Source organism: Lachnoclostridium phytofermentans ISDg, assembly GCF_000018685.1.
Lineage (GTDB): Bacteria > Bacillota > Clostridia > Lachnospirales > Lachnospiraceae > Lachnoclostridium > Lachnoclostridium phytofermentans.
The window spans coordinates 2,131,288-2,156,182 of record NC_010001.1; the positions used below are offsets into that span (position 1 = coordinate 2,131,288).

The following is a 24,895-nucleotide window of genomic DNA, read 5'->3' on the forward strand; positions in this document are numbered from 1 at the left end:
AGAGCATACTGCTTTGTAGCTAAACAGCGTAACTCGCGTTAAATTTCCTAAAAATGTAGGTTTGTCTATTTTATAACGTTCGTTGTCAATGGTTACACCTGGTGCTATAATCATTGAGGCTTTATATCAATGATGCATTGAGTTGTTAATCAAGCTATTACCTTATGCATATTGATTTTTTGCTATTATCATTATAGGTACTCAAATAACTTAAGTAAGGTGACGTAAAATGAATGCAATCACAGTATTAATCGTTTTCCCTCTTTTAGCGGCCCTGTTGATATTCCTTACAAAGAATAACACAGTAAGAGACATGCTTGTACGCATTGGTGCCGTAATTACCGCTGTACTGACATTAGCGGTGGTAGTACTTTATTTTAATGACGGAATATCGTTCAATTATCCTCATGAGGAAATTATGGATTACATAATGGTCTTTGTTGAGATTGCGGTAGCGATTTTTGTTATTACAATCGGTTTCAAGAATAAAAAGTATCTGGTATCTGTTTTTTCTTTGACTCAAACATCAATGATTCTGTGGTTTGAATTTACCCAAAAGAATGGAATTGAAGTTGAGCATGCCTTTATTCTTGATAAGCTTTCAGCTATCATGATTCTGATTATTGGAATCGTAGGAAGTATGATTGCACTGTATGCAGTAGGCTATATGAAAGCATATCATGAGCATCATACGGATATTCCGGTAAGAAAGAACTTTTTCTTATCCATTCTGTTTTTATTCCTGTCCGCCATGTTTGGACTGGTATTAAGTAATAATCTTACATATTTATATTTCTGTTGGGAGGTTACTACATTATGTTCCTTCTTATTAATTGGATACACTAAAACACCTGAAGCAAAGAACAATGCGTTCCGCGCACTTGTTTATAACCTTGGTGGTGGTCTAGCCTTTGCTTTGGCAATTGTATATATAGGAATGAAATTTAGCGTCTTGGAGTTATCAACTCTTGTTGCCATGAAGCCGGAGGTAGCAGTACTTATTCCCGTATTTCTGCTTTCAATAGCCGCACTGACTAAGTCAGCACAGCTACCTTTCTCAAGTTGGCTGTTAGGTGCCATGGTTGCTCCTACACCTTCTTCCGCCTTATTGCATTCTGCAACAATGGTGAAGGCAGGTGTATATCTTGTCATCCGTTTGGCTCCGTTACTTGGTGACTCCGCTGTCGGACGTGTTGTAACTCTTGTCGGAGGTGTTACCTTCCTAGCTTGTTCCCTGATGGCAATCACCCAAAGCGATGCAAAGAAGATTCTAGCATATTCAACGATTGCCAACCTTGGTCTAATCGTAATATGTGCAAGTATTGGTACGCAGGAATCCCTATGGGCTGCTATTTTGCTTATCATCTTCCATGCGGTATCCAAATCCCTGCTGTTTATTACGGTAGGTTCTGTTGAGCACCAGATTGGCAGCCGTAATGTTGAGGATATGGGTTTACTGTTCCGTGTATCTGATAAGCTTGCTGTTTATATGATAATTGGTATTGCCGGAATGTTCTTGGCTCCGTTTGGTATGTTGATTTCCAAATGGGTGGCGATGAAGGCTTTTATGGATTCAAATAATATAGTAATCGTTATCATGCTTGCATACGGTAGTGCTGCTACACTATTTTACTGGACAAAATGGATGGGTAAATTGGTAACCAGAGCAAGAGTGAAAAAACATCATGAGAAGCATGAGTTTAGTTTGGATGAGCACATCCCGATTTTTATTCAGGCTGCCCTTGTTGTGATTTCCTGCTTTACCTTCCCATTAATATCAAAATACGCTTTAGTTCCATATTTAACTCAGCTATTCCATAAGGAAGCCCTAATTCCGATTGGTACTAGCGATGTTAAGATTATGCTATTTATGCTTAGTATGCTGATTATTCTTCCTATCGGCTTTATTCCAATCTATCGCGGAACAAAGCGCAGAAAGGTACTTGTTTATATGGCAGGAGCAAATACCGGAGATAATGAAAGCTTCCGTGATTCCTTAGGGAATACTACAAAGGTTGACCTTCGTAACTGGTACATGGAAGGAATATTTGGTGTAAAGAGATTAACTCTTTGGGGTAATCTGATTTCAATCGGTCTTCTGTGTGCCGGTGTAATTCTACTAATTGGAGGCTTGGCTGCATAATGGTTATTCTATTAGGTATATTGTTTATTATTTTAGCTCCGCTGGTTGGCGGTCTTTTGACAGGGATTGACCGTGTTATCACTGCAAGATTGCAGGGAAGGCAAGGGCCGCCTGTATTACAGCCTTTTTACGATGTATTCAAGCTAATTCAAAAGGAATCTATTCAAGTGAATTCCTTACATCGTTTTTATGTATATTTATCCTTGGTATTTGTAGTATTTACCTCCGGGATATTACTGGTTGGTGGAGATATGCTGTTGGCTGTTTTCGCCCTGACCTTAGGCACCGTATTTTTTGTTCTGGGAGGTTACTCCACCAGATCCCCATACAGTACCATTGGTGCAGAGCGTGAGTTGCTTCAGATTATGTCTTATGAACCCATGGTATTATTAACTTGTGTAAGCCTTTATTATGTGAAAGGTAGCTTTTTTGTAAAAAATATTATTGCCAAAGATGTTCCTGCAATTATTTATCTTCCGGGCGTATTCATTGGATTAATTTATATCATTACCATTAAGCTTAGAAAATCACCCTTTGATCTTAGTACGTCACATCATGGACATCAGGAAATCGTTAAGGGCATTACCACAGAGTATTCCGGCAGAGATCTTGCAGTAATTGAGATTACCCACTGGTATGAGGTTATCATTACATTGACCTTGGTATTTGTATTCTTTGCGACCTCCTCAGTGCTTAGTCGCGTACTTGCAGTAGTTGCTTGCTTAGTCGTATATTTTCTTGAGATTGTCATTGACAATGCTTTTGCACGCTATAAGTGGCAGCAAACCCTAAAATATTCATGGATTGTTACTGGTGTTCTGACAACACTAAACCTGATCGTATTGTCCTTCTTCCACTGATTTGCAGTAGAAAATACGGAATGTAGTATCCATTAACTTGATATGTGCATTGTCTCATAACGAGACATTAGCAATGCAGAAATGAGGAAAACTATGAAGTTTGTAAAAAAATCACCTTGGATTATACATTATGACGGATCCAGCTGTAATGGGTGCGATATCGAGGTTCTTGCCTGTCTGACACCTTTGTATGACGTGGAACGTTTTGGAATTATTAATACAGGTAATCCAAAGCATGCCGACATATTATTAATTACCGGTAGCGTAAATGAGCAGAATATTCCTGTAGTTAAGCAAATATATGAGCAGATGGCAGAACCGAAAATTGTTGTGGCAGTAGGAATTTGTGCAAATTCCGGTGGCATCTTCGCAGAGTGCTATAATGTATCCGGGGGAGTAGATAAGGTGCTGCCTGTTGATGTTTATGTACCTGGTTGCGCAGCAAGACCAGAGGCAATCATTGATGGTGTCGTAAAAGGTCTTGCTATACTGGAAGAGAAACAAAAGTATGCAAGAAAGAAAAATTGAGTCTACGTAATCTGTGACTTAATTTTAACATTGAAATCAGAGAGGAAAAGTTATGGGTCTACATACTATTCAACCAATTGAAACGAAGGAATTGTTATCCGAGACACTGCGTCTTAAGAGTGAAGGATACCGCATCGTTGCTATTTCCGCTACCGGTCTAGCGGGCGGAGCCACGGAGCTTTCCTATTCCTTTGATAAGAACTATGATTTAGTAAGCTTGAGATTTATTGCAAATGCAGAAGACGAGTTATCGAGCATCAGTTTAATTTATTCTCCTGCTTTTCTATATGAAAATGAGATTAAAGAACTTTTTGGCGTAAACATTGTAAATATCTCAGTTGATTATAATAATAATTTTTATACAATACCGGTGGAGACACCGTTTAAGAAGGCAGGTGAGGAATAATGGGAAAGAGAACAGTAGTACCCTTTGGTCCTCAGCATCCGGTACTTCCGGAGCCAATTCATCTGGATTTGGTACTTGAGGATGAAACCGTTGTTGAAGCAATTCCTAGAATTGGATATATCCACAGAGGCCTAGAAAAGCTGGTTGAGAAGAAGGATTTTATGCAGTATACCTATGTAGCTGAGCGTATCTGCGGTATCTGCTCTTTCATGCACGGAATGGGTTATTGTATGACAATCGAAAGCATCATGAATGTGGAAATTCCTGAAAGAGCGAAGTTCTTACGTACGATTTGGGCTGAGCTTTCTCGTATGCACAGCCATACCCTGTGGCTTGGTTTGCTTGCCGATGCTTTTGGCTTTGAAAGCTTGTTTATGCATTCCTGGAAGATTAGAGAACAGATTCTTGATATCTTTGAGGAAACCACAGGCGGAAGAGTTATCTTTTCCGTATGTGATGTGGGTGGTGTAAGAAAGGATATCAATGCAGAGACACTTACCAAGATTGTCACCATTTTAAATAAGGTAGAGAAAGAGTTAAAGGAACTTACAGATGTATTCCTTAATGATTCCTCTGTAAAGAGCCGTACCAAGGGTGTCGGTGTACTAACCAAGGAACAGGCCTATGATTTAGGTGCTGCTGGTCCTATGGCAAGAGCCAGCGGTGTTGAAGCTGATATGAGATGCCAGGGTTATGCGGCATATGACAAGCTAAAGTTTAAACCGATCATTGATACAGCAGGTGACAGCTACGCTAGAACTTCTGTAAGAATCGGGGAGATATTCCAGTCAATTGACTTAATTAGACAATGTGTAGAATTAATACCAGAAGGTGATATCAAGGTAAAGGTTACCGGAAATCCGTCTGGTGAGTATTTTACTCGTATAGAACAACCGCGTGGGGAGGTAGTGTATTATGCAAAGGCAAATGGTTCTAAATTTCTTGATCGCTTAAGAGTTAGAACACCTACCTTTGCAAATGTTCCTTCGTTGTTGGAGACACTCAAAGGCTGTGACCTTGCCGATGTGCCGATTTTAGTTCTGACCATCGATCCTTGTATCAGCTGTACAGAGCGCTAAGAGCGCAGCGTGAAAATGATATTTCACGCATTAAGATTGTGCCTGTGTAATCAAAGCGTGCAAGAACGCTTGGCACAATTTTAAAAGGTATTGAAATATACCATGATAGGAGAAATTATATGTCTGTATTTAGTATGACAAAAACACTTTTTAAGAATTTGTTTCATGGACCCTATACGGTGCTTTATCCCATTAAGGCAAAGGATAAATTTGATCGTACCAGAGGTAAGATTGAAATTTCAATTGATGATTGCATCTTTTGCAGTATGTGTCAGAGAAGATGTCCTACCGGAGCACTTACGGTAGATAAGGCAAAATCATCCTGGAGTATTGAGCGCTTTTCCTGTATCCAGTGCGGTTATTGTACCGAGGTATGCCCGAAGAAATGTCTTCATATGGATAACCAATACACAACACCATCAGAAAATAAGATAAGGGATGAGTTTGTAAAATGCACGAATACCCAATCACTCAGCGAATAATTGAAGTAGCAGATAGCTATGCCAGGGAGAATAACGCGGATGAGGTTAAGATAATTAACCTTGTTGTAGGAGATTATTCCGGTTATGTGGCAAGTTCCATCGAGCTGTATTTTGATATTATCGCGGAAAGCAGCCGGTGTGCCAAGGCAAAGCTTCATATTGAACGTGTCACACCAAAGTTAAAATGTAACAAATGTGGTGAGTACTTCGAGAGAAAACCATTTTCCTTTGAATGTCCAACCTGTCAAGGGGAAGGAAGTCCAACGGAGATCGGACAGGAATTTTATATTCGGTCTATTGAGGTATAGATAGCTTTATGTCGCCAATGGCGATGGAAATGGAGTAATGTATGTCAGAAAACAGAGAAATTGAAATCATGGAATCAGTCTATGACAAAAACGATGAAGTAGCATCAAAAATTAATGCAGAGTTAACCGGAAAGAATATTTATGCCATTAACGTCATGGGAGCTCCTGGCGTAGGCAAGACCACCTCCTTAATCCAGATCATAAAGAGACTGGATGGAATCACCCCTTATGTCATTGAAGGCGATATTGAAGCGGACTTTGATACCAAGACACTTCAGTCCCTTGGTGTAAAAACGGTTCAGATCAATACCGGCGGTGCTTGCCATCTTGATTCTCCTTTAATCGGAAAAGCTGTGGAGGAACTAAAGGTGGATAACGGTGTTCTGTTCATTGAAAATATCGGTAACCTTGTTTGCCCTGCTGAATTTATGATTGGCGAGCATGCAAAGATGCTGATATCCACAGTAACAGAGGGCAGCGATAAACCATATAAATATCCACTTGCCTTTGAAAAAGCAAACATTATTATTTTAAATAAATGTGATTTATTACCCTATGTGGACTTTGACGAAGAATTCTTTATGAAGGGTGTCAGAGCATTGAATAAAACTGCTCCTGTGATTAAAGTGTCCGGTAAGACGGAAGAAGGATATGATGAAGTAGTAGCATGGATAAAGGAAAGAGTAAAATAATAGCATATCGAATCAAGGTATATGGAATGGTGCAAGGGGTTGGTTTCCGACCCCTTGTTTATTATATTGCAAAAAAACATCATATAAAGGGCTATGTCAGAAATGTTGGTGGCTATGTGGAAATCATGGCGGTCTCTTCAGCTGCGGATTTTTTGTATTTTATCACCGAGTTGCAGATGGATCATGGAAATGGTAGTGAAATCGTGAAGCTGGATATAGAAACGTTATCCGCGAATGTAGAATCAGTGAATAATGTTTCGATGGAGAATGAATCGATGGAGAATGTATCCCATACTACTGAAGCTTATGAGGATTTTGTCATAATCCATAGTGAGAGCAGTGAGGAGATTTCCATCCTTCCACCGGATCTTCCTGTGTGTCCTAATTGTCAAAGAGAGCTTAATGATCCAGCAAACAAACGATACCATAATCCTTTTATCAGCTGTGTTGCCTGTGGGCCGCGCTATACCATCATAGAAGAATTACCCTATGACAGGGACAATACAACGATGGTGGATTACAGGCTGTGCGAGGACTGTTACGAGGAATACACCTCCCCAGATAGCAGGAGACATCATGCCCAGACCATATCCTGCAATGATTGCGGACCATACCTGATCTTACAGGATAATACAGACCTAATCTTACAGGATAATACAGACCTAAATAAAAATAATAAGCATATTTTGAAAGACAGTCTGGGTCCAATTGCTGAAGATAACCACAGATTAATCAATCAGCAAGCCCTTCATCAAGCGGCTGAAATAATTAAGAGTGGCGGAATTCTTGCTGTAAAGGGCATTGGCGGGTATCATTTTGTGTGCTCACCCTTTAAAGAAGAAGCTGTGGTTAATCTAAGAAGACTGAAAGGCCGGGAAGAAAAGCCTTTTGCCGTGATGTTTGAAACCATAGACAGTATCAGGGAATATTGCAATGTGTCAGAAGAGGAAGAGAAGCTTCTTATGACAAAGGCAAGGCCGATTGTGTTGTTGTATATGCACAGGGATGTGATGGCACCTTCGACAAATAAGGGTAGCATCTATTGCGGTACATTTTTACCTTATACCCCATTGCAGATCTTATTAACAAGAGATTGCGGACCCTTAATTATGACCAGTGGTAATATCTCAGGATCGCCAATTATCCGTGAGGATGAGAAGATGCTTAGTTTACGGTCCCCTTATCTTCAGGGAGTGCTTTATAATACCAGAAGAATTGTGCGCTCCGTGGATGATTCTGTGGCAAAGATCATTGATCATAAGCCGCAGCTGATTCGCCGAAGCCGTGGCTTTGTACCATATCCCGTGTTTCTTCCATTAGAAGAGAAAAAAGCTTCCCCTGTGATTTTTGCCGCCGGCGGGGATTTGAAGGCAGCTTACTGTCTGTATAAAAAAGGCGCGGCAGTGGTATCACAGTATTTTGGTGATCTGGAAGAAGAGAGTGTTCTTAAAGAGTATATCCATTCCAGGGAGGATGTATCAGGATTATTAAAGATGAAGCCTACGTTAGCCGTATGTGATATGCATCCGAACTATCATTCCGCACATTATGCCGAAGCTCTTGGATTGCCACTTTTTAAAGTACAGCATCACCACGCCCATATTGCATCTGTCATGGCTGAGCATGGTTTAAATGACAAGGTAATCGGTATTGCCTTTGACGGTACCGGATATGGAACGGACGGTAACATCTGGGGTGGCGAGTTCCTGGTCTGTGAGGGTGCACAGTTTACTAGGGCGGCACACCTTTCCTATACCCAGGTTCTTGGTGGTGACCAGTCCATGAAGGATGCGAGGAAAACTGCCACTTGTTATCTGTTGAAATCAGGTCTTGAGGGATACATTACAGATGAGCGGACAGAGGTGATAAGAGCAGCTCTTGAACATAAGGTTAATACGGTTTTGACCTCAAGTATGGGACGTCTTTTTGATGCGGTAGCCTCTCTGCTTGATATCGGACAAGTCAATCGCTATGAAGGAGAATGTGCTGCCAATCTGGAACGAGAAGCTGTATTAGCAATAAGAGAAAATATTAAGGGGACAGAACTTACCTTTGCAATTACTCCAAAAGGTGAGATAATAGAGGTGGATTCGGATCCGCTGTTAAGAGCAATCTGTGAGCAGAAAGCAGTGACAGATGCAAGAGCTCTAGCTTTAGGCTTTCATTATGCAGTCGCAGATATGATACTTAACGTATGTCTACGCCTTCGGGAGCGGTATCATACGGACCGGATCGCCATTAGCGGTGGGGTGTTCCAGAATTCTGTATTAACGGAGCAAACTTGCAGGCTACTTAGAGAGAATGGTTTTACCGTATATTATAATCTTGCAGTTCCGCCAAACGACGGCTGTATCAGTCTCGGTCAGACGTATGTGGGCTTAATGCAATATCAGGATATGAAATAGAATAGTTGTCGTAATCAGGTGATTGACCGTAAAGGTCATAAAAGAAAGGTGAATTTAGCTATGTGTGTTGCAGTACCCGGTAAAGTGGTTGAAATTAACGGTGATATCGCCAAAATCAATATTATGAATAATATAACAGAAGCAAATATTAAACTGGTATCCGTAGAGCTAGGGGATTATGTACTGATCCATGCCGGTTGTGTCCTTGAGGTAATGAAGAAAGAAGCAGCTAAGGAGATACTTGATATTTTTGAGGAATTAGGAGAGACATTAATTGAAAACTCTTGAGCAGATAAAAGATGAATTGAAAAATTATGACGGCAGGCCGGTTAAGATCATGGAAGTATGCGGAACTCATACGGGCAGTATCTTTAAGCACGGGTTACGTTGCTTGCTGTCACCGAAGATACAATTAATATCGGGCCCAGGATGTCCTGTCTGTGTTACCAATGCTGCTTATATTGATAAATTGGTTGACTATTCCTTACAGGAAGGGCATTGTGTGTTGACCTTTGGTGATATGATGAAGGTAAAGGGCAGTCATATGTCCTTAACAGAAGCGAAGGCACTTGGAGGAAAGGTTGACATTCTTTATTCCCCACTGTCGGCAGTTAAATTAGCGATGGATAATCCGGGGACACAGTTTATATTTGCAGCGGTAGGATTTGAGACAACAACTCCTATCTATGCATTAATTATGGATGAATTGATAAAGAATAATATACATAATTTAAGGCTGTTAACTTCAGTAAAGACGATTATCCCTGCCTTGGAATTCATCTGTGAAAATGAAAAGGAAATTGATGCATTTTTATGCCCCGGACATGTTAGTGTAATTATCGGCAGTGATGCTTATGATAGTCTTTCGAAAAAATATCACAAACCCTGTGTCATCGCTGGCTTTGAAGGTGAACACATTCTTGGTGCTGTATATGAGATTATAAGCCAGATTAAGCACCAGAGCTTTAGCGTTAAGAATCTCTACACCAGTGTAGTAAGTGGAGAAGGGAATATAAAGGCACAGGAGTTGGTAAATCAATATTTTGAAGTAGTGGATGATGACTGGAGAGAGATTGGGGTGATACCAGGATCTGCACTTCGGTTAAAGAAGGATTACGAGAAATATGATGCAGGAAGCCTACTGGAAGCCTATGTATCCGTCGGACCAAAGTGCTGCCGTTGCAGTGACGTTATCCTAGGCCGGATTCAACCAGTAGAATGCCCGTTATTCAGTAAGGTATGTTCTCCCCTCAATGCCATTGGGCCTTGTATGGTATCGGTGGAAGGTGCCTGTGGAATCTGGTATAAAAACAGAGGGTAATCTGTTTCTAATTTATGGTGCGGACAGATAGTGGTACAGATGGATTCAGGAAGAAAAGATCAGATAAAAAAGGTGGCAAGAGAATGAAAATAAATATGTCTTATGGTAGTGGCGGGGTTCAAACTAGTAATCTGATCCACGATATCTTTTTAAAGCATTTTAACAATTCCATATTGAACCGATTGGAGGATTCCGCAGTTCTTAATGTATCTGGTAAAATTGCTTATACAACGGATTCCTTTGTGGTAACGCCTATGTTCTTCAAGGGCGGTGACATCGGTAAATTGGCAGTCTGCGGTACGGTCAACGATCTGACCATGATGGGAGCGATTCCGAAGTATCTGACCTGCGGATTCATATTAGAAGAGGGTACGGAAATTGAGACTGTGGAGCGGATTGCAGAGTCTATGGCAAGGGCAGCAAAGGAAGCAAAGGTGAAAATTGTTGCTGGTGATACCAAGGTAATCGAAGGTAAGGGCGGTGTATATATTAATACATCCGGAATTGGTGAGATCGCCGTAAATGGGGTAAGTGTGTCAGCTTGTAAGGAGGGGGACGCAATTCTTCTCTCTGGAAATCTTGGCGAGCACCATGCAGCAATCATGTCAGAGCGCATGGGAATACAAAATGAGATTTCTAGCGACTGTGCACCGTTAACAGGAATTCTAAACAAATTCATCAAAGAAGGGATAAAGGTTCATTTCATGAGAGATGTGACTAGAGGCGGACTTGCCACCATCTTAAATGAGATAACCGACAGCTCGAACTGTGGTGTCGAAATTGAAGAAACAGCACTGCCCATCAGTAATGAGATACGCGGCTTTTGTGATATCCTTGGGCTGGATCCATTATATATGGCTAATGAAGGCAAGATGATCGCCGTAGTTCCTGGAAAACAGGCAGAGAAGGCTCTGGAGGCCATGAGAAGTAGCGTCTATGGTAAGAATGCGGCAATCATCGGCAGAATAACAGAAGGAAAAAGTGTTACCATGAAGACCACTTTACAGGGAACCCGAAGAATTGATGTTCTTTACGGAGAAGGTCTGCCGAGAATATGCTAGATCAAGGGTAGGAACCATTGGCCATCCGATCACGCAGGAATAACTGCAAAATATTATCGACGCATCAATGCAATTATTTGCTAATAAGGGTTATCTTGCTATCACGATGAAAGACATTTGTGATAGCTGCGGCTTGAGCAGAGATGGGCTATATCGTCATTTTTTATCAACCAAAGAGGTCTTTATAGCTGAAAACAATTTCCATAATATGCATGAAGTGATGAAATCGGCGAACCCGATACTGGAAATAGTAGATTACCACGCAAAACTACTCCTTCACGAGTATTTTAAATTGTTAATGCATTATTAGGCTGAAAGGATTTAGCCGAGCTTTTATTTTGCTCATTATACTGGTCAATGAGGAAAGAAAGTCGAAGCAGGAAAAGCGTATTAATGTCTGAAAGGTCAACCTGGCTTAATTCAGTGATACGATTTAAACGGTAGACAAGTGAATTTCGGTGAATAAATAAACTTTCTGAAGTTAATTTAATGTTACATCCCTTATTTATGAAGACACATAAGGTCTTATACAGCTGGGAACTGTTTTCATGGTCATACTGACGGAGAACTGCCAGAGCAGGATGGCAGAACCGTCCTAATTTATCGGGATTCTTTGCTTCCGAAAACAAATCAAAAATCTGATAATTTTGATAGTGGTATACCAAACCTTCCGGGTTTAATTTATGACCCAACTTTAATGCAGCATGGGCTTGTTCATAATGGCTTACAAAGTTTTCAATACAAGCAAAAGAATTACTGATTCCAATTCGTATGTGTTCCTTTTTTGAAAAGCATTTCAATAGTTCTAGTAACATTAAATTCATTTCAGTATCTTCCTTTAACGGAATTACCGCCACAATACCGTTTTTATGATAAGTAACATGGGTACCGGGAATCTGTATTTTCAGATTCTTGCATACAGAGCTTTTTAAGTACTGTAGTCCAAGATATTTTGTAGGACGAATGAATAGAACCAGCATTTTGTCAGGAAAATGTAGTTCTGCCAGTCTTGGCATGATATCCTTTTCAGGCGCACCAATCAGCATATCATATAATAATTCATGATAAAGGCTGTTTTTTTCAAAAAGGTTAGGTGTATAGTACGCTATGGTGTAGCTAATAACATGGCTTATTATGCTTAGCATTTCAAAATGGTAAGGAAGAAAATTGTTCTCTCCTTCAATCATCAATAAGAACCCAATCTGAGTTTGATTATGAAAAACTTTACTGCTTAACTTACGGTAAGGGGATTTGATGCAGGTAACTTCAACAGCGGCTGTAGTCTGAGAAGCGTTACGTATAGATTTCAATTCTTTTACTTCACTAATAAATTCATAGCAGCAGTATCCCTGTTTCGTATTCTCTTTCCAAAGAGGATCGAGGACAGGGACAGAAGTAGAACTGGCAATGATTTTAAAGTTCATATCACAGAATAGTAAAGAATTTCCAAGCCTTACAGAGGCAGCATCAATAACGGCTTCAATGTTATGGGTTTTATCTGCGAGAGCAGTAAGTTCCTCAAAAATTCCAATCCCTTTACGAGTCGTTTCAATCAAAGCTTTTGCATCGTTGAATATAGTAAATAAAGAGTCTTCCGATACTAAAGCAATATTACCCACAGTGGAAAGGGGAGGCGCTGCAAGATCCGTGCGAGCAATTATGCATTGATATGGAACCGACACAGCGTTTGTTAATTGTTTGTCATAACCAAAGTAAAGAGTAGTCCTAATCGCATTATCATGTTTATTATCAATCAAAGCAACATCCTGTATTTCTAAATCTTCCCCTTGGGATAGGATATCAATTGAATATTCTTCTGAAATTCTTTCTATTAACTTCGTAAATGTCATATTTTTCCCCATTTCTGCGATGATCTGTATAAAATATAGTTTTACTATAGTGCACGATAAACAAATTGTCAAATATTTATCATTCATAATACACGTTGTCGAATTACTGATTTTAACGTATTCTTATGGCATTATAAAGGTTATAGCTTAATGCAGATTATTTCTTATATAAGAACATAATAGGAGGAAAAAGATGTATAACAAATTATTTGAAGTGGGAAGCATTGGAAAGGTAACTATTAAGAATCGTTTGGTCATGTCACCAATGGGATGTGGACTTGCCAATCTTGATGGGACACCGTCTGAAGACATGATTGAATTTTATGAAGCGAGAGCAATTGGCGGTGCAGGAATCATTATACCAGAGATTACCCGTATCAATGATGTGCATGGAGCAGGGCTTATGAGGCAGCTGTCCGTCACAAAAGACAGTCATATCGGTCCACTGGCTGAACTTGCGAAAGCAGTACATAAGCATGGTAGCAAGATATTTATACAGTTGCATCATCCTGGACGTGAAACGGTGTCTGCACTTCTTGGCGGACAGCCAGTAGTTGCACCGTCCCCTATTCCTTGTAAATTAGTAAAACAGGAGACACGTGCACTTACCATAGATGAAATAAAAGAATTGATTTCGCAGTTTATCGCAGGTGCAGTAAGAGTTAAAAAAGCAGGTTGTGACGGCGTAGAATTACACGCAGCACATGGATATCTGTTGCATCAGTTTCTGTCTCCTTATACAAATAAAAGAGAAGACGAATACGGCGGAAGTTTTGAAAATCGCCTAAGGATTATTATTGAAATTATCAATGGAATTCGGAAAGAATGTGGTCCTGATTTCCCAATAGGTATTCGATTAAGTGTAGAAGAATTTTTAGATAAGACAGGTGTAACAGAAGAGTATATCCATATTCAGGATGGTGTAAAAATTGCCATGGCTTTAGAGCAGGCAGGTATTGACTTTCTTGATATCAGCTGCGGATTATATGAAACAGGTATGACCTGTATTGAACCTATTTCTTTTCCACAGGGTTGGAGACATGACATGCTTTTAGCAGTAAAAAGTCATTTAAAAATTCCAGTCATCGGTGTATCTGTATTTAGAGACCCTGCAGTAGCGGAAAAATTCCTGGAAGAAGGTGTAGTAGATTTTATTTCCATGGGACGTTCTTGGAATGCCGATGAAGAGTGGGGTAAAAAAGTACTGGAAGGAAGAGAAAAAGAATTACGCAAATGCATCTCTTGCCTACGTTGCTTTGAAAGTCTGAATGAATATAATGCTGCCGGTATACCGCCGGAATGTGCACTAAACCCAAGATATGCAAGAGAACGGAAATATGGGAACCTTGTTCACGATACCAAAGGACACACTGCAGTAGTTGTTGGCGGTGGGCCAGCAGGAATGTGTGCAGCACAAACCCTTGCCCTCCGTGGTGTAAAAGTAACTTTGCTTGACCGTCAAAGTGAACTTGGAGGAACTGTTAATCTGGCTAAGAAACCACCGTTAAAAGAACGTATGCAGTGGATTGCTGATTACTATAACGGTGAATTTAAGCGTATTGGAGTAGAAGTAAAGTTAAATACGGAAGCAACTGCAGATATGATTATGGAATATAAACCAGATGCAGTAATTCTTGCTACAGGCTCTAACTCCATTATTCCTGGGAAAATTCCTGGTATAATGGGCAACAACGTATTTACGGTGGAATCGGTACTGTCAGGTAAATCAGCATTAAAAGGGGAAAAAGTAGCTGTTATCGGTGCAGGACTTACAGGACTAGAGACTGCAGAATATCTTTTTGAAGAGGGAAATCAGGTTACCATTATTGATATGCTTGACAAGCCTGCCCCCAATGCAAACCATACCAATGTAGCTGATGTCTGTGGCCGCTTGGCTAAATCCGGTGTAGAATATTTGCTAGGACATTCTTTAAAAGAGATAAAAACGGATAGTATTTTATTGGAGAGATTGGAAGACCATGCAGAAGTAAATGTATCTGCAGATGCAGTCGTACTTTCTCTTGGATTTAGACCGGATCAATCTTTGGTTTCTGAATTAGAAGCAAAGGGTGTAGAGGTGAAAGTAATAGGAAGTGCCATAAAAGATGGAACTATCGCTCCTGCAGTACGTACAGGTTATGAAGTAGGAAGGGATTTATTTACGGAAAAACAAAAAGCTCCAAGCTTTCTAACGTCCAAAGAGGAAATACAAAACTTCGGTAAGATATCTCTCATGGATAATCAGGAGGGACTCTACATCAGCTATCTTACTGACCCGGCAGCAATTGCAAAGATACTGCCTCCACCATTGAAACCATTTTCTATGCCGGTGGTTACCTTATCCATCTGTCATGTTAATAATCCATCATTTGCAGATGACTACTATGAAGCAATTTTGGGAGTTTATGCAACCTATGGTAAGTCACTTGGATTATATACGATGGGGCTGGTACTTGGCGGACCAGGAGCCGAGATGGCAGTACAATGCGGCCGTGATAATGGCAGTATTCCAAAGAAACTGGGAGGAGAATTTGTCATCCGAAGAAATGGTGATACGGTAACAGCAGGAGTAACCAGAAGAGGAACACAGCTTGTAGAAGCAACCATGAAATTAGGTGAGTATAATAATCCTCTGGCGGCTGCTCTCTATCAATTACCTGCAGCAGGTAAGCAGACATTTGGAGGCGGTTTCTATTTCCATTTTGATCGTATGCCGGATGAAAACGGAGTATCTCATTTCCTAAACGGAGCATTGCTTATGAATCAATGTGAATATAATTATCAATCATGGGAACCAGGAAATGTTGCGCTCAATTTAAAATCAAGCATTGATGACCCATGGGCAGAGCTACCGGTTAACACCATAATAGGTGGTGCTTATTCAAAGAACAGTTTGTTAGTACACAAACTTAATTTAGTAGAAAAGTTAGAAGCCAATGATGTAATTCCATATTTGTTAACCGGACGCTATGACCGTACGGCATTTATGGAAACAGGTCGTATTTAATTCAATAATTGGAGATATTATTTGTAGTCTCTATTAAAAGAAAGGATATATACAAATGGAAAAACTGTTTGATCTAACTGGAAAAGTAGCTGTAGTAACAGGAGCAAGTTCAGGGCTTGGAGCAGATGCGGCACTTGCCTATGCAAAAGCTGGAGCAGATGTTGCATTACTGGCAAGACGTATAGAAAAGCTTAATGAAGTAAAAGCAGAAATTGAGAAAATAGGAAGAAAGGTAGTTGCAGTTGGATGTGATGTTACAAATGAGGAAAGTGTAAAAACAGCGATGCAAACTGTGATTGATACCTTCGGCCACATTGATATTTTGCTAAATAATGCAGGAATTGCTGTTCGTGGTGGAGTAGACAGTATGTCAGTGGAGGATTGGGATAAATCCTATGATACAAATGTGAAGGGAATCTTTTTAGCAAGCAAATATGTAGTTCCACAAATGAAGGAAAGAGGCTATGGTAAAATTATTAATATCGCATCCGTAAATGCAGTAGTTGCGGATAAGTTTGATGCATTTATCAGACATTCCTATAATTCCTCCAAAGCTGCAGTGGTTGGCTTAACAAGAGGAATGGCAGCTTCCTATGCAAGATATGGTATCACAGTGAATGCCATTGGACCAGCACTTTTTGAGAGTGAAATGACGAGTGATACCTTATTTAAGTCAGAAGAATTTTTGAACAAATATAATACAATGAACCCAGCAGGACGTCCGGGAAGAAAAGGGGAATTAAATGGTACGGTTCTCTATCTTTCCAGTGATAGCTCCAGTTATGTTCAAGGCCAGTTCATAATCGTAGATGGTGGCGGAGCCCTTGTATAGAATTAGTATTTTAATTGGTAGTAGAACAGTTTAAGTTAGTTGATAGTCAGAAATTTATAAAATCATGGTTTAATTAATGATTAAAAGTGCCCGGAACCTTTGATTCTGGGTACTTTTTTGCCCGTTTTCATTGGTCGAAAACGGGGAGTTGGAGATAAAACTAAACGGGGATTTTTAAATTAGATGTTAATTTTTCGGATGACAGAATAATGTTATGCCTTTATAATCCAATATTGTAAAGAGTTAAAAAATTTAACCAGAAAACTTATGTTACAATAAATGAAAGAATGAAAAAGAGGTACCTAGCAATGATTAAGGATGAAAATAAAAAGCATCAGTATTATCAGGCGTTATTGAATAAAGATTCAAAGTATGATGGGATATTTTTTGCCGGTATTAGAACAACAGGTGTATTTTGTCATGCTACTTGCCCGGCCAAAAAACCAAGATATGAAAACTGTACTTTCTATGAGACAGCTGAAGAGGCTTTATTAGCAGGATATCGTCCGTGTAAAAGATGTAACCCTTTATTTTATCCTCAAGAGTTATCCCCATTGGTAAAACAAATGGTTTCACTAGTAGAAAAAAATCCAGAGAAGAAATGGAGAGATTCTGATTTTGCTGAACTTGGGATTCATTCTGCAACTGCCAGAAGGCAATTTAAGCAGAAGTATGGGATGACCTTTGTTCAATACGCCAGAGCAAGAAGAATGGGAATTGCTATGAAGACTATACGTACTGGTGAGAAAATTATTAATGCTCAAATAGATGTGGGATATGATTCTTCTAGTGGATTTCATGATGCATTTTCAAAGATTATGGGAAGAACACCGAAAAAATCTAATGAGTTTAAAATACTGTATGCTGATTGGGTTGATACAAAACTTGGGCCTATGATGAGTATTGCAGATGAAAAATATCTTTATTTACTTGAATTTGTTGATCGTCGTGGATTAGAAAGAGAGGTAGAACGCTTGCGAAACCGTCTAAATGCTTCTATAATACCAGGGAAAACCAACATTTCTAATTGTATTAAAGAGGAATTAAATCAGTATTTTGATAATAAACTTCTTAAGTTTGAAACACCGGTCATGCTTTTGGGGTCTGACTTTCAAAAGAAAGTCTGGGGAGAATTGGTGAAGATAAATATGGGTGAGACTAAGAGCTATAAAGATATGGCTATATCGATTGGCAACGCAAAATCTGTACGTGCTGTTGGTAATGCAAATGGTGCGAATCAATTAGCTCTTATTATTCCATGTCATAGAGTGATACAAAGTGATGGTTCACTTGGTGGGTATGGTGGAGGTATAGAACGGAAAAAATGGTTACTTAATCATGAAAATCAGAATAGAAACTTCTAATAACCAATGGAAAGCTCATGAATAAAAAGTTTGATGTTTTTAATTGATACTTTCATAAAATCATTTCATAGACATAATAGTTGCTATAATTTAAAATGAAAGTGTCATAAAAAAGCAAAAGGTCATGCTACTTATGCAACATAGACTTATTGCATATAACAGCTGCTGAAATCTTATTTTTCACATGCAGTTTCTGCAATATAGTCACGCATCACTTGAAAGATATGTCCTTTTGGAACTCTCATCATAAAATAATAAATAAATGGAGATAACTTATGGAACTAATTATATCAGGATACGGAGCAAAAACAGCGGATACCATCAAGGGCTTTATCTTGGAGGAAGATGGGGCATTTCATGAGAACTGGAAGGACAGCCTGGAGAATCCAAGCTTCGTATGCCAAGTAGACGGATATCTGTTTACTGTGACAGAAAATGATGGTGCGGTCATCTATCTTTACGGTCGAGAAGGACAGGGCTATCAACTATTGGATCAGAAGAGGATAGACGGTAGTGCACTTTGTCATATTACTTATTCCCCAAAGAACAAAGCGTTGTTTGGAGCTTGCTATGGCACTGGTACTTTATTTGCCGTTAGGGTGGAGTCAGGTCACTTTGGTGATATTCTTCATCACGAGATTCAGCAGGAAGGTACTGCACGGACCCGTGCTCATTGTGTCCTGTTAAATCATATGGAAGACAGGCTGGTTACGGTAAATATTGCATTGAATCGTATATTTATCTACGCAATAAATCAAGGTTACCTGACCTTGGAGCGAAGTATAAAGGCTCCGGAAGGCAGTGGACCAAGGCATGCCTTATTCTCTGAGGATGAGTCATATCTTTATGTAATCACAGAATATTCCAATGAGATATTTGTGTATGACTTAATGGATGAGGACAGACTGGTTCAGAGAATTTCAACCTTAACTAGCCAATTTAACGGCATAAGTTACTGCTCTACCCTTTGTTTCTCCCAAAATAATGCCTATCTGTATGCGGCTAACCGCGGAGCGGAGACCATTGCGCTGTTTTCAGTTAGTAGTGATGGAAGGTTAAGCTATCTTGAAGAATATGATTGTGGAGGACAGAATCCAAGACATATGATACTCTCAGAGGATGGCAAGAAGTTATTGGTATGTAACCAGAATTCCCATCAGGTAATCTGCTTTCAACTGGATACAGAACAAGGCAGTATAATTGGAAAGCTTGGAAGTCAGGATTTCACTTCTCCTAGCGGTATTCTTGAAGTTAAAAGATAGGAGTTATAAGAGTAGATATAAGATAAAGGAAGTGGCAATATGTGTCACTTCCTTTGTTGTTTATAAGTTGAAATTTAATAAGCATCATCAATGTTCATAATTGATACTTTTATTATATCATTTCCTTGTATTGCATGAAAATTCAGTATTGACGGCTGAAAATTTTAGTTTTATACTAATAGGAAAATAATTACATATTAGTAATATGTATGAAAGCATTGGAAAATCAGCAAAAGCTTTCGTTTATGACATTTTTCGTTAGGAATAGCGATGAAATATTATTCATAACTTCACAAAATACGCATTACAGTAAAGTCTTTTTGTACGGACGACGGAATACAATAGGAAAAGCAGTCTATTAGATGGGGTATTTTCGTAAACTAATTTGTTTATATAGAGGTCGTTCAAGTTAGTTGAAAGTATAATAAGGAGGGTAGATATCATTAGAAGAGGTTATCAAACACAAAGGATATCATCGTTGGCCATCTGGCCAGAAGCATTAGCACTAAAGAAAATCCCCAAAATCGAAAAAGGAGGTATTGATGAATGAAGAATAAGAGTATGAAACGTATGCTGAGCCTGTTAGTCAGCATACTGATGATCTTCGGATCAATCTGGTTGACGCCGGGAGTGGCAAGTGCGGCGGATATTGGTTCTCAGAAGCTGCAGACCTCAGAGGCAAATAGTGCTTATCAGGAAAAGAATCTAAACGGTATGCCCGTTGTGGATAATAAGAACTTTACGAGTGACAAAACACAGATTACAGCTAAACTGAGTACAGAACAATTTAATCTCAGTGATGAAGAAGTCGACTATGTAAACAAGCTGGCAGACTCTTTGCAAACACCGGTCGGTGCGGTTGGATTTACGGACCTTGGTTCCACAAACTCACAAAACGTTATCGTACAGTTTGATGTGCTGCCAAGCAGAATACTGAATATATACAATAAAATACATAACATAAAAGGCATAAACAGCGAAGCAACAGCGGCAGCATCACTGTCAAAGTTCAAAACGTCGCTTAAAAACTCAGGCATTAGCGTTAAATTCGGTTATGAATTCCACGACGTATTTAACGGTGTCGCTGTTACGATGCCAGCAAACATGATTGAAAAAGTCGCTAAGCTACCTGGTGTTTACTCTGTATCTCCGGACTATATGATGTATGCAGCAGACGACTCGAATGGATATGTTAATTTTAACGGCGTCGGTATGCAGGAAAGCCGCGAGGTGCTTCGTTCAGCAGAGCTTAACGATATGGGATTTGACGGCAAGGGCATCAAAGTAGGTGTTCTTGACACCGGTATTGATTACAACCACCCAGATCTGAAAGACAACTATAGGGGCGGACACGATTACGTCGGTGGGGCAGTAGCAAAAGTGGATTCGTCGGGTAATGTCAGCTTTATTGTTCCGGTCAGTGAAGACAACGATCCGATGGAAACAACTTATAAAGACTGGCAAGCTGCAGCTGCGGCTAATGGAACTACACTCTGCCCGGAAGTCAGCGCAAAGGGTAGTGAATATTATACAAGCCACGGTTCGCATGTCAGCGGCACAGTTGCGGCGGATGGTCAGAACACATCGTCTCCGTTTAATACATTAGGTATCGCTCCGAAGGCAGACCTGTATGTATACAGAGTGTTGGGACCTTACGGTTCCGGCCCGTCTTCGGGTATTATAGCCGCTATTAACCAGTCTGTTATTGATGGCATGCAGGTCATTAACCTGTCGCTTGGTGCTAATCAAAATACAGCTTACGGCGCGGACGTAATTGCGCTTAATAACGCATGTATCGCGGGTACAATCGTATGTGTATCAGCGGGTAACAACGCCGAGCCAAACAACACTCCTCCACGTCTTGGCTTATCGCTTGGTACACCAGGCACGGCTTACCTTCCAATTACCGTAGCAGCTTCAAACTACGGCGGTGGTGCAACAACATTTTATATGGATGCAGTTGCAAATTCATCTGCGAACGTGACAGCATCAGTTCCGTTTAATGTAGTTGGTCGAGACGTTACGAATGTATTCGCGGATAACCAGATTACAGCGGCAAACCTAAACTATGTGGATGGCCTAGGATACCAGTATACACTTGTTGTCGGACCGATGACTGGCAAGCTACCTGGTCCTACCCAGCTTGTGCAGCTGCAGGCGCTCGCGGACAACAGCCTAAAGGGGCAGATTCTTGTTGTTAAACGAGGTTCTCTGACCTTTACGGATCTTCCGCCGCAGGCCAAACGCCTTGGCGCGGGAGCAATCTTAATTATTGACAAAGATGCAGAGGAAGGCTTCATCTCTGGCATTACCATCGGTGGAGAAAAGATAAATCACCTACCGGTTCTCTCTACAACACACCAAGCGGGGGACGCGTTAGCTGCTTCCTATAATGCAGCAGTAGTATCATCTGTACCGGCTTATATCCGGATCGGCAATATGTCAAAGGTGCAGCTTGATAAGACACCAGCAAGCTTTAGCTCAATTGGTCCTGTTACCGAAACCGCTGGCATTAAGCCTGATATCATCGCTCCGGGTGTTGACATCATGTCGACCCAGCCAGCTTTTATTACGAATGCTGATCACAACAGTATCGACTATTCCTACGCGTATGCGCGTATGAACGGAACCTCGATGTCCTGTCCACATATGACTGGTATCAGTGTTTTGATGCGTCAGGCTTTCCCGAATGCCAGCGTCGCTGAAATTAAGGCTCGTTTGATGAACACAGCTGATCCGACGCTCATTACTTCTGGTGTTCCGGCTACGCCACAGGCCAGCGTATTTGAAGTTGGAGCAGGCTTTGTGAATCCGTACCGTGCTATTGTAACCGACACCTCGACCTATGTGACGGTGCAGGATGACATCCCTGGACAGAAGTCTGGCGAGATCCTCGTGAATCAGACGCTATCGTCCTTGAGTTTCGGTACTATTAAGCCAAGTTCAACAACAACCGTTAATTCCAGAATACTACCTGTGACCGTCCACAATACTTCTGTGAACGAACAGACTTACTATATCACCGGTGTTTATAACGACCATACCGGATATTCGCGTTCGAGCGTGGATGGCGTAACGATTAGTTGCACATCGACCGATGTTACAGTACCAGCGGGTCAGACCGGAACATTCGAAGTTTATACAACGGTTCCTGTGAACTGCCCGAAAGGTTACTATGAAGGCTATGTACATGTAACCTCGAATAGCGGTAACGATTATGTGCTTCCATTTGCATTTGCTACCGGCGATGCGCCGAAGCCATTTATAATCGATGACGCTTGGATTATTAAGCCTGTCATTACGGCAAACACGAATACAAACATCCGTTGCACAACCTACTCGAACACAACACCGTTCGCTTTGGCTTATGAGGGTGATTATCCGGGCGGTGCAATGGACATTTTGCTACTTGACTTAAATGACACACCGATTGGCTACTTTGGTACCTACTCCGGTATGGGCAAGGGAGACGGTACAGCGAAGCTTTACATGAACGCAATCACATACCAGTGTTATCCAATCGATAAGGATGGCAACATCGGAACGAAACAGAACATTCCAGAAGGAGCGTATCATATAGCTTTCGCGGATTCGGATTACTATTACCCATTCGGTGGGCTAGTTGTAGACAACCAAAGACCAGTTCTAACGTTTAACCCGACTCCAAACTATGAGTATAGCAATGGTGCAACTACAGTTCACATCACAGGTAGAATCTGGAGCCACGCTGGCCAGCTGCTTGTTGACAATAAGATTACTAGCGATAATTTGGCTGGCAGTCCGCTGATTGGACAGGAACTTAACGGTTTAATCATCGGCAGCACAATTTATCAATACTGCGACAAAGACGGTTACTTCGATATTCCGCTGAATCCTTCAACAGCTAGCAAGACCGGTATCCAGACATCTACCGCTTACGCACAGGACTACTATGCGATAACGTACTACTCACTGTTAGGCTCAGTAGTCTCCACAAAGACTGGTAACAACCGCACAAACGGAACGGTTAATTTTAACTACACGCAGTCTCCAGTATTGAGCGCTGTCGCAGCAACAAATAGCACTGCTGAAGTGAAACTCAGCTACAATCCGAGACTAATTGCTCCGGTTGCGGACGACTTTAAGGTACAATATTCCGTTAACGGCGGCGCATTTACCGATCTGATGACGACATCGTTTAACTATACCGCAGCAACCGCGATAGCAAACTTCACATTCGCTCCGTTCCCAGTTATATCGGAGGAGCAGAGAATTGTTGTCAGCGTTAGCTACAAGGGTGGCACAGCTGTGGAAGCAGCGGGGGTTGTTGTGCCAGCTGCTAAACTTGTCGGATTAACAGGTGATAATGGCTCGTTAATTGCTACACTTGATATGGTTCCGACTGATGGAACAGCATATCCGTTCGAGGTATCCTACACGATTAACGGTGGAGATAGACAGCTACTTGGTAACGCAACCTATCAAAATGATGGTACGGCAACATTTAACTTTACGCCGTTCGAGAAATCTTCAATCGCACAGAATATTGTAGTTTATGTCAATTACAAAGACACAGAGCTGAGTTATTCGTTCGGCCTCACAGTGGGTATGGGCACACTTGTACTTAATTACAACCTGTACCAGAATAAGAGCATATCAGCGAATGAATTTACAACTAGCGGCATGAAGTTCTTCCAGACTGGTAACTTTTTTGAATGTACGAAGATCAACGTAGCTGAAGCGAAGACCGAGTACGGTTACCATGGCTTATTGATGGCAGGCCCACATAGTGATCAGGTTGGTACATTCACAGCAAAAATCGATGAGCAAAACAATCTTACGTTTACTTATTACCTATATGATGGCTTAAAGACAACCGATACAGTTACTTTTGTTTATTCGTCAACTTTATTCACCTCGAAGAATCAGGGGCAGTTGTACAAGGATTATGCGAATACAATCCAGATACAAGAGAAAGGTGCTTCGACCGGTACGTTCATAGTCAATAATGTTACCGGTACTGAGTTCTATGTATACCTGAGAAGTGCGAACTCATCTGGAACCACGAAGGTTCTCGCACCGCCAGATCCGAATAAGGTCATTACACTGCAGCTTACGAACGATCTGACACCGCAGACTCTTTCGTTTACCTATGGCTCTACGTTAACACAGGTCATTCCAGCTGGCACCTACATGCTGGAGGGGTATGGTACAGTAGTTGTAACGCTCGATGGGGTTACGTATGTGGAGTATAATGTGAAGTAATGCTTGTAGAGTACTATAAGGCGTGTTTTATACTGACTACTAAAGAATGTA

Annotated in this window: 19 protein-coding genes; 18 read left to right on the forward strand and 1 reads right to left on the reverse strand. The window is 40.7% G+C overall.

All coding sequences use genetic code 11. The features are described from left to right. The first annotated feature begins 229 nt into the window (after nucleotides 1-229). The 13 genes from CPHY_RS08970 (at nucleotide 230) to CPHY_RS22645 (ending at nucleotide 11,595) form a co-directional block, all read left to right on the forward strand. Nucleotides 230-2,143, forward strand: coding sequence for an NADH-quinone oxidoreductase subunit 5 family protein (locus CPHY_RS08970; RefSeq protein WP_012199756.1), 1,914 nt, complete (start codon nucleotides 230-232; stop codon nucleotides 2,141-2,143). Next, on the forward strand, nucleotides 2,143-3,003 hold the full coding sequence (locus CPHY_RS08975; protein WP_012199757.1) for a respiratory chain complex I subunit 1 family protein: 861 nt from the start codon (nucleotides 2,143-2,145) through the stop codon (nucleotides 3,001-3,003). Before CPHY_RS08970 ends, CPHY_RS08975 begins: the two co-directional genes overlap by 1 nt. 93 nt (nucleotides 3,004-3,096) lie before the next feature. Next, nucleotides 3,097-3,531, forward strand: coding sequence for an NADH-quinone oxidoreductase subunit B family protein (locus CPHY_RS08980; protein WP_012199758.1), 435 nt, complete (start codon nucleotides 3,097-3,099; stop codon nucleotides 3,529-3,531). A 52-nt stretch (nucleotides 3,532-3,583) separates the two neighbouring features. Then, on the forward strand, nucleotides 3,584-3,937 hold the full coding sequence (locus CPHY_RS08985) for an NADH-quinone oxidoreductase subunit C (RefSeq protein ID WP_012199759.1): 354 nt from the start codon (nucleotides 3,584-3,586) through the stop codon (nucleotides 3,935-3,937). Beyond that, a complete protein-coding gene (locus tag CPHY_RS08990; RefSeq protein ID WP_012199760.1) occupies nucleotides 3,937-5,016 on the forward strand; it encodes a hydrogenase large subunit in 1,080 nt (359 codons plus the stop codon). The genes CPHY_RS08985 and CPHY_RS08990 overlap by 1 nt, the downstream gene beginning before the upstream one ends. Nucleotides 5,017-5,135: 119 nt before the next feature. Further along, nucleotides 5,136-5,498 (forward strand): 4Fe-4S dicluster domain-containing protein, encoded by a 363-nt coding sequence (locus tag CPHY_RS08995; protein WP_012199761.1) that lies wholly within the window; start codon nucleotides 5,136-5,138, stop codon nucleotides 5,496-5,498. Then, the gene (locus CPHY_RS09000) at nucleotides 5,468-5,806 is read left to right on the forward strand and encodes a hydrogenase maturation nickel metallochaperone HypA/HybF (RefSeq protein WP_012199762.1); all 339 of its coding nucleotides are present in this window, start codon (nucleotides 5,468-5,470) and stop codon (nucleotides 5,804-5,806) included. The genes CPHY_RS08995 and CPHY_RS09000 overlap by 31 nt, the downstream gene beginning before the upstream one ends. 41 nt (nucleotides 5,807-5,847) lie before the next feature. After that, a complete protein-coding gene (gene hypB, locus CPHY_RS09005) occupies nucleotides 5,848-6,498 on the forward strand; it encodes a hydrogenase nickel incorporation protein HypB (RefSeq protein ID WP_012199763.1) in 651 nt (216 codons plus the stop codon). Continuing rightward, nucleotides 6,474-8,903 (forward strand): carbamoyltransferase HypF, encoded by a 2,430-nt coding sequence (gene hypF / locus CPHY_RS09010; protein ID WP_041703410.1) that lies wholly within the window; start codon nucleotides 6,474-6,476, stop codon nucleotides 8,901-8,903. Before hypB ends, hypF begins: the two co-directional genes overlap by 25 nt. Nucleotides 8,904-8,963: 60 nt before the next feature. Next, nucleotides 8,964-9,191: a HypC/HybG/HupF family hydrogenase formation chaperone gene (locus tag CPHY_RS09015; RefSeq protein WP_012199765.1), complete on the forward strand. Its 228-nt coding sequence runs from the start codon at nucleotides 8,964-8,966 to the stop codon at nucleotides 9,189-9,191. Further along, nucleotides 9,178-10,224 carry a hydrogenase formation protein HypD gene (gene hypD / locus CPHY_RS09020; protein WP_012199766.1) on the forward strand — a complete coding sequence of 349 codons (1,047 nt, stop codon included), beginning with the start codon at nucleotides 9,178-9,180 and terminating at the stop codon, nucleotides 10,222-10,224. The genes CPHY_RS09015 and hypD overlap by 14 nt, the downstream gene beginning before the upstream one ends. An 83-nt stretch (nucleotides 10,225-10,307) precedes the next feature. Beyond that, nucleotides 10,308-11,285: a hydrogenase expression/formation protein HypE gene (gene hypE, locus CPHY_RS09025; RefSeq protein ID WP_012199767.1), complete on the forward strand. Its 978-nt coding sequence runs from the start codon at nucleotides 10,308-10,310 to the stop codon at nucleotides 11,283-11,285. A 106-nt stretch (nucleotides 11,286-11,391) separates the two neighbouring features. Beyond that, nucleotides 11,392-11,595, forward strand: coding sequence for a hypothetical protein (locus tag CPHY_RS22645; RefSeq protein WP_242657998.1), 204 nt, complete (start codon nucleotides 11,392-11,394; stop codon nucleotides 11,593-11,595). On the opposite strand, the gene CPHY_RS09035 is transcribed toward CPHY_RS22645, so the two are convergent. Further along, on the reverse strand, nucleotides 11,573-13,135 hold the full coding sequence (locus CPHY_RS09035) for a PucR family transcriptional regulator (protein WP_012199768.1): 1,563 nt from the start codon (nucleotides 13,133-13,135) through the stop codon (nucleotides 11,573-11,575). The genes CPHY_RS22645 and CPHY_RS09035 overlap by 23 nt on opposite strands. Nucleotides 13,136-13,328: 193 nt before the next feature. Here CPHY_RS09035 and CPHY_RS09040 point away from each other — a divergent pair, with 193 nt between their 5' ends. The 5 genes from CPHY_RS09040 to CPHY_RS09060 all read left to right on the forward strand — a co-directional run bounded on the left by CPHY_RS09040 (nucleotide 13,329) and on the right by CPHY_RS09060 (nucleotide 24,844). After that, entirely contained in the window at nucleotides 13,329-16,142 is a 2,814-nt protein-coding gene (locus CPHY_RS09040; RefSeq protein WP_012199769.1) for an oxidoreductase, read from the forward strand. Between the two features lie 55 nt (nucleotides 16,143-16,197). Continuing rightward, a complete protein-coding gene (locus CPHY_RS09045; protein WP_012199770.1) occupies nucleotides 16,198-16,974 on the forward strand; it encodes an SDR family NAD(P)-dependent oxidoreductase in 777 nt (258 codons plus the stop codon). Between the two features lie 308 nt (nucleotides 16,975-17,282). Continuing rightward, nucleotides 17,283-18,338 (forward strand): bifunctional transcriptional activator/DNA repair enzyme AdaA, encoded by a 1,056-nt coding sequence (locus tag CPHY_RS09050; RefSeq protein ID WP_012199771.1) that lies wholly within the window; start codon nucleotides 17,283-17,285, stop codon nucleotides 18,336-18,338. Nucleotides 18,339-18,613: 275 nt separating this feature from the next. Further along, complete coding sequence (locus tag CPHY_RS09055; protein WP_012199772.1) at nucleotides 18,614-19,600, forward strand: lactonase family protein; 987 nt, start codon at nucleotides 18,614-18,616, stop codon at nucleotides 19,598-19,600. Nucleotides 19,601-20,146: 546 nt separating this feature from the next. Further along, entirely contained in the window at nucleotides 20,147-24,844 is a 4,698-nt protein-coding gene (locus CPHY_RS09060) for a S8 family serine peptidase (RefSeq protein ID WP_012199773.1), read from the forward strand. Nucleotides 24,845-24,895: the final 51 nt, after the last annotated feature.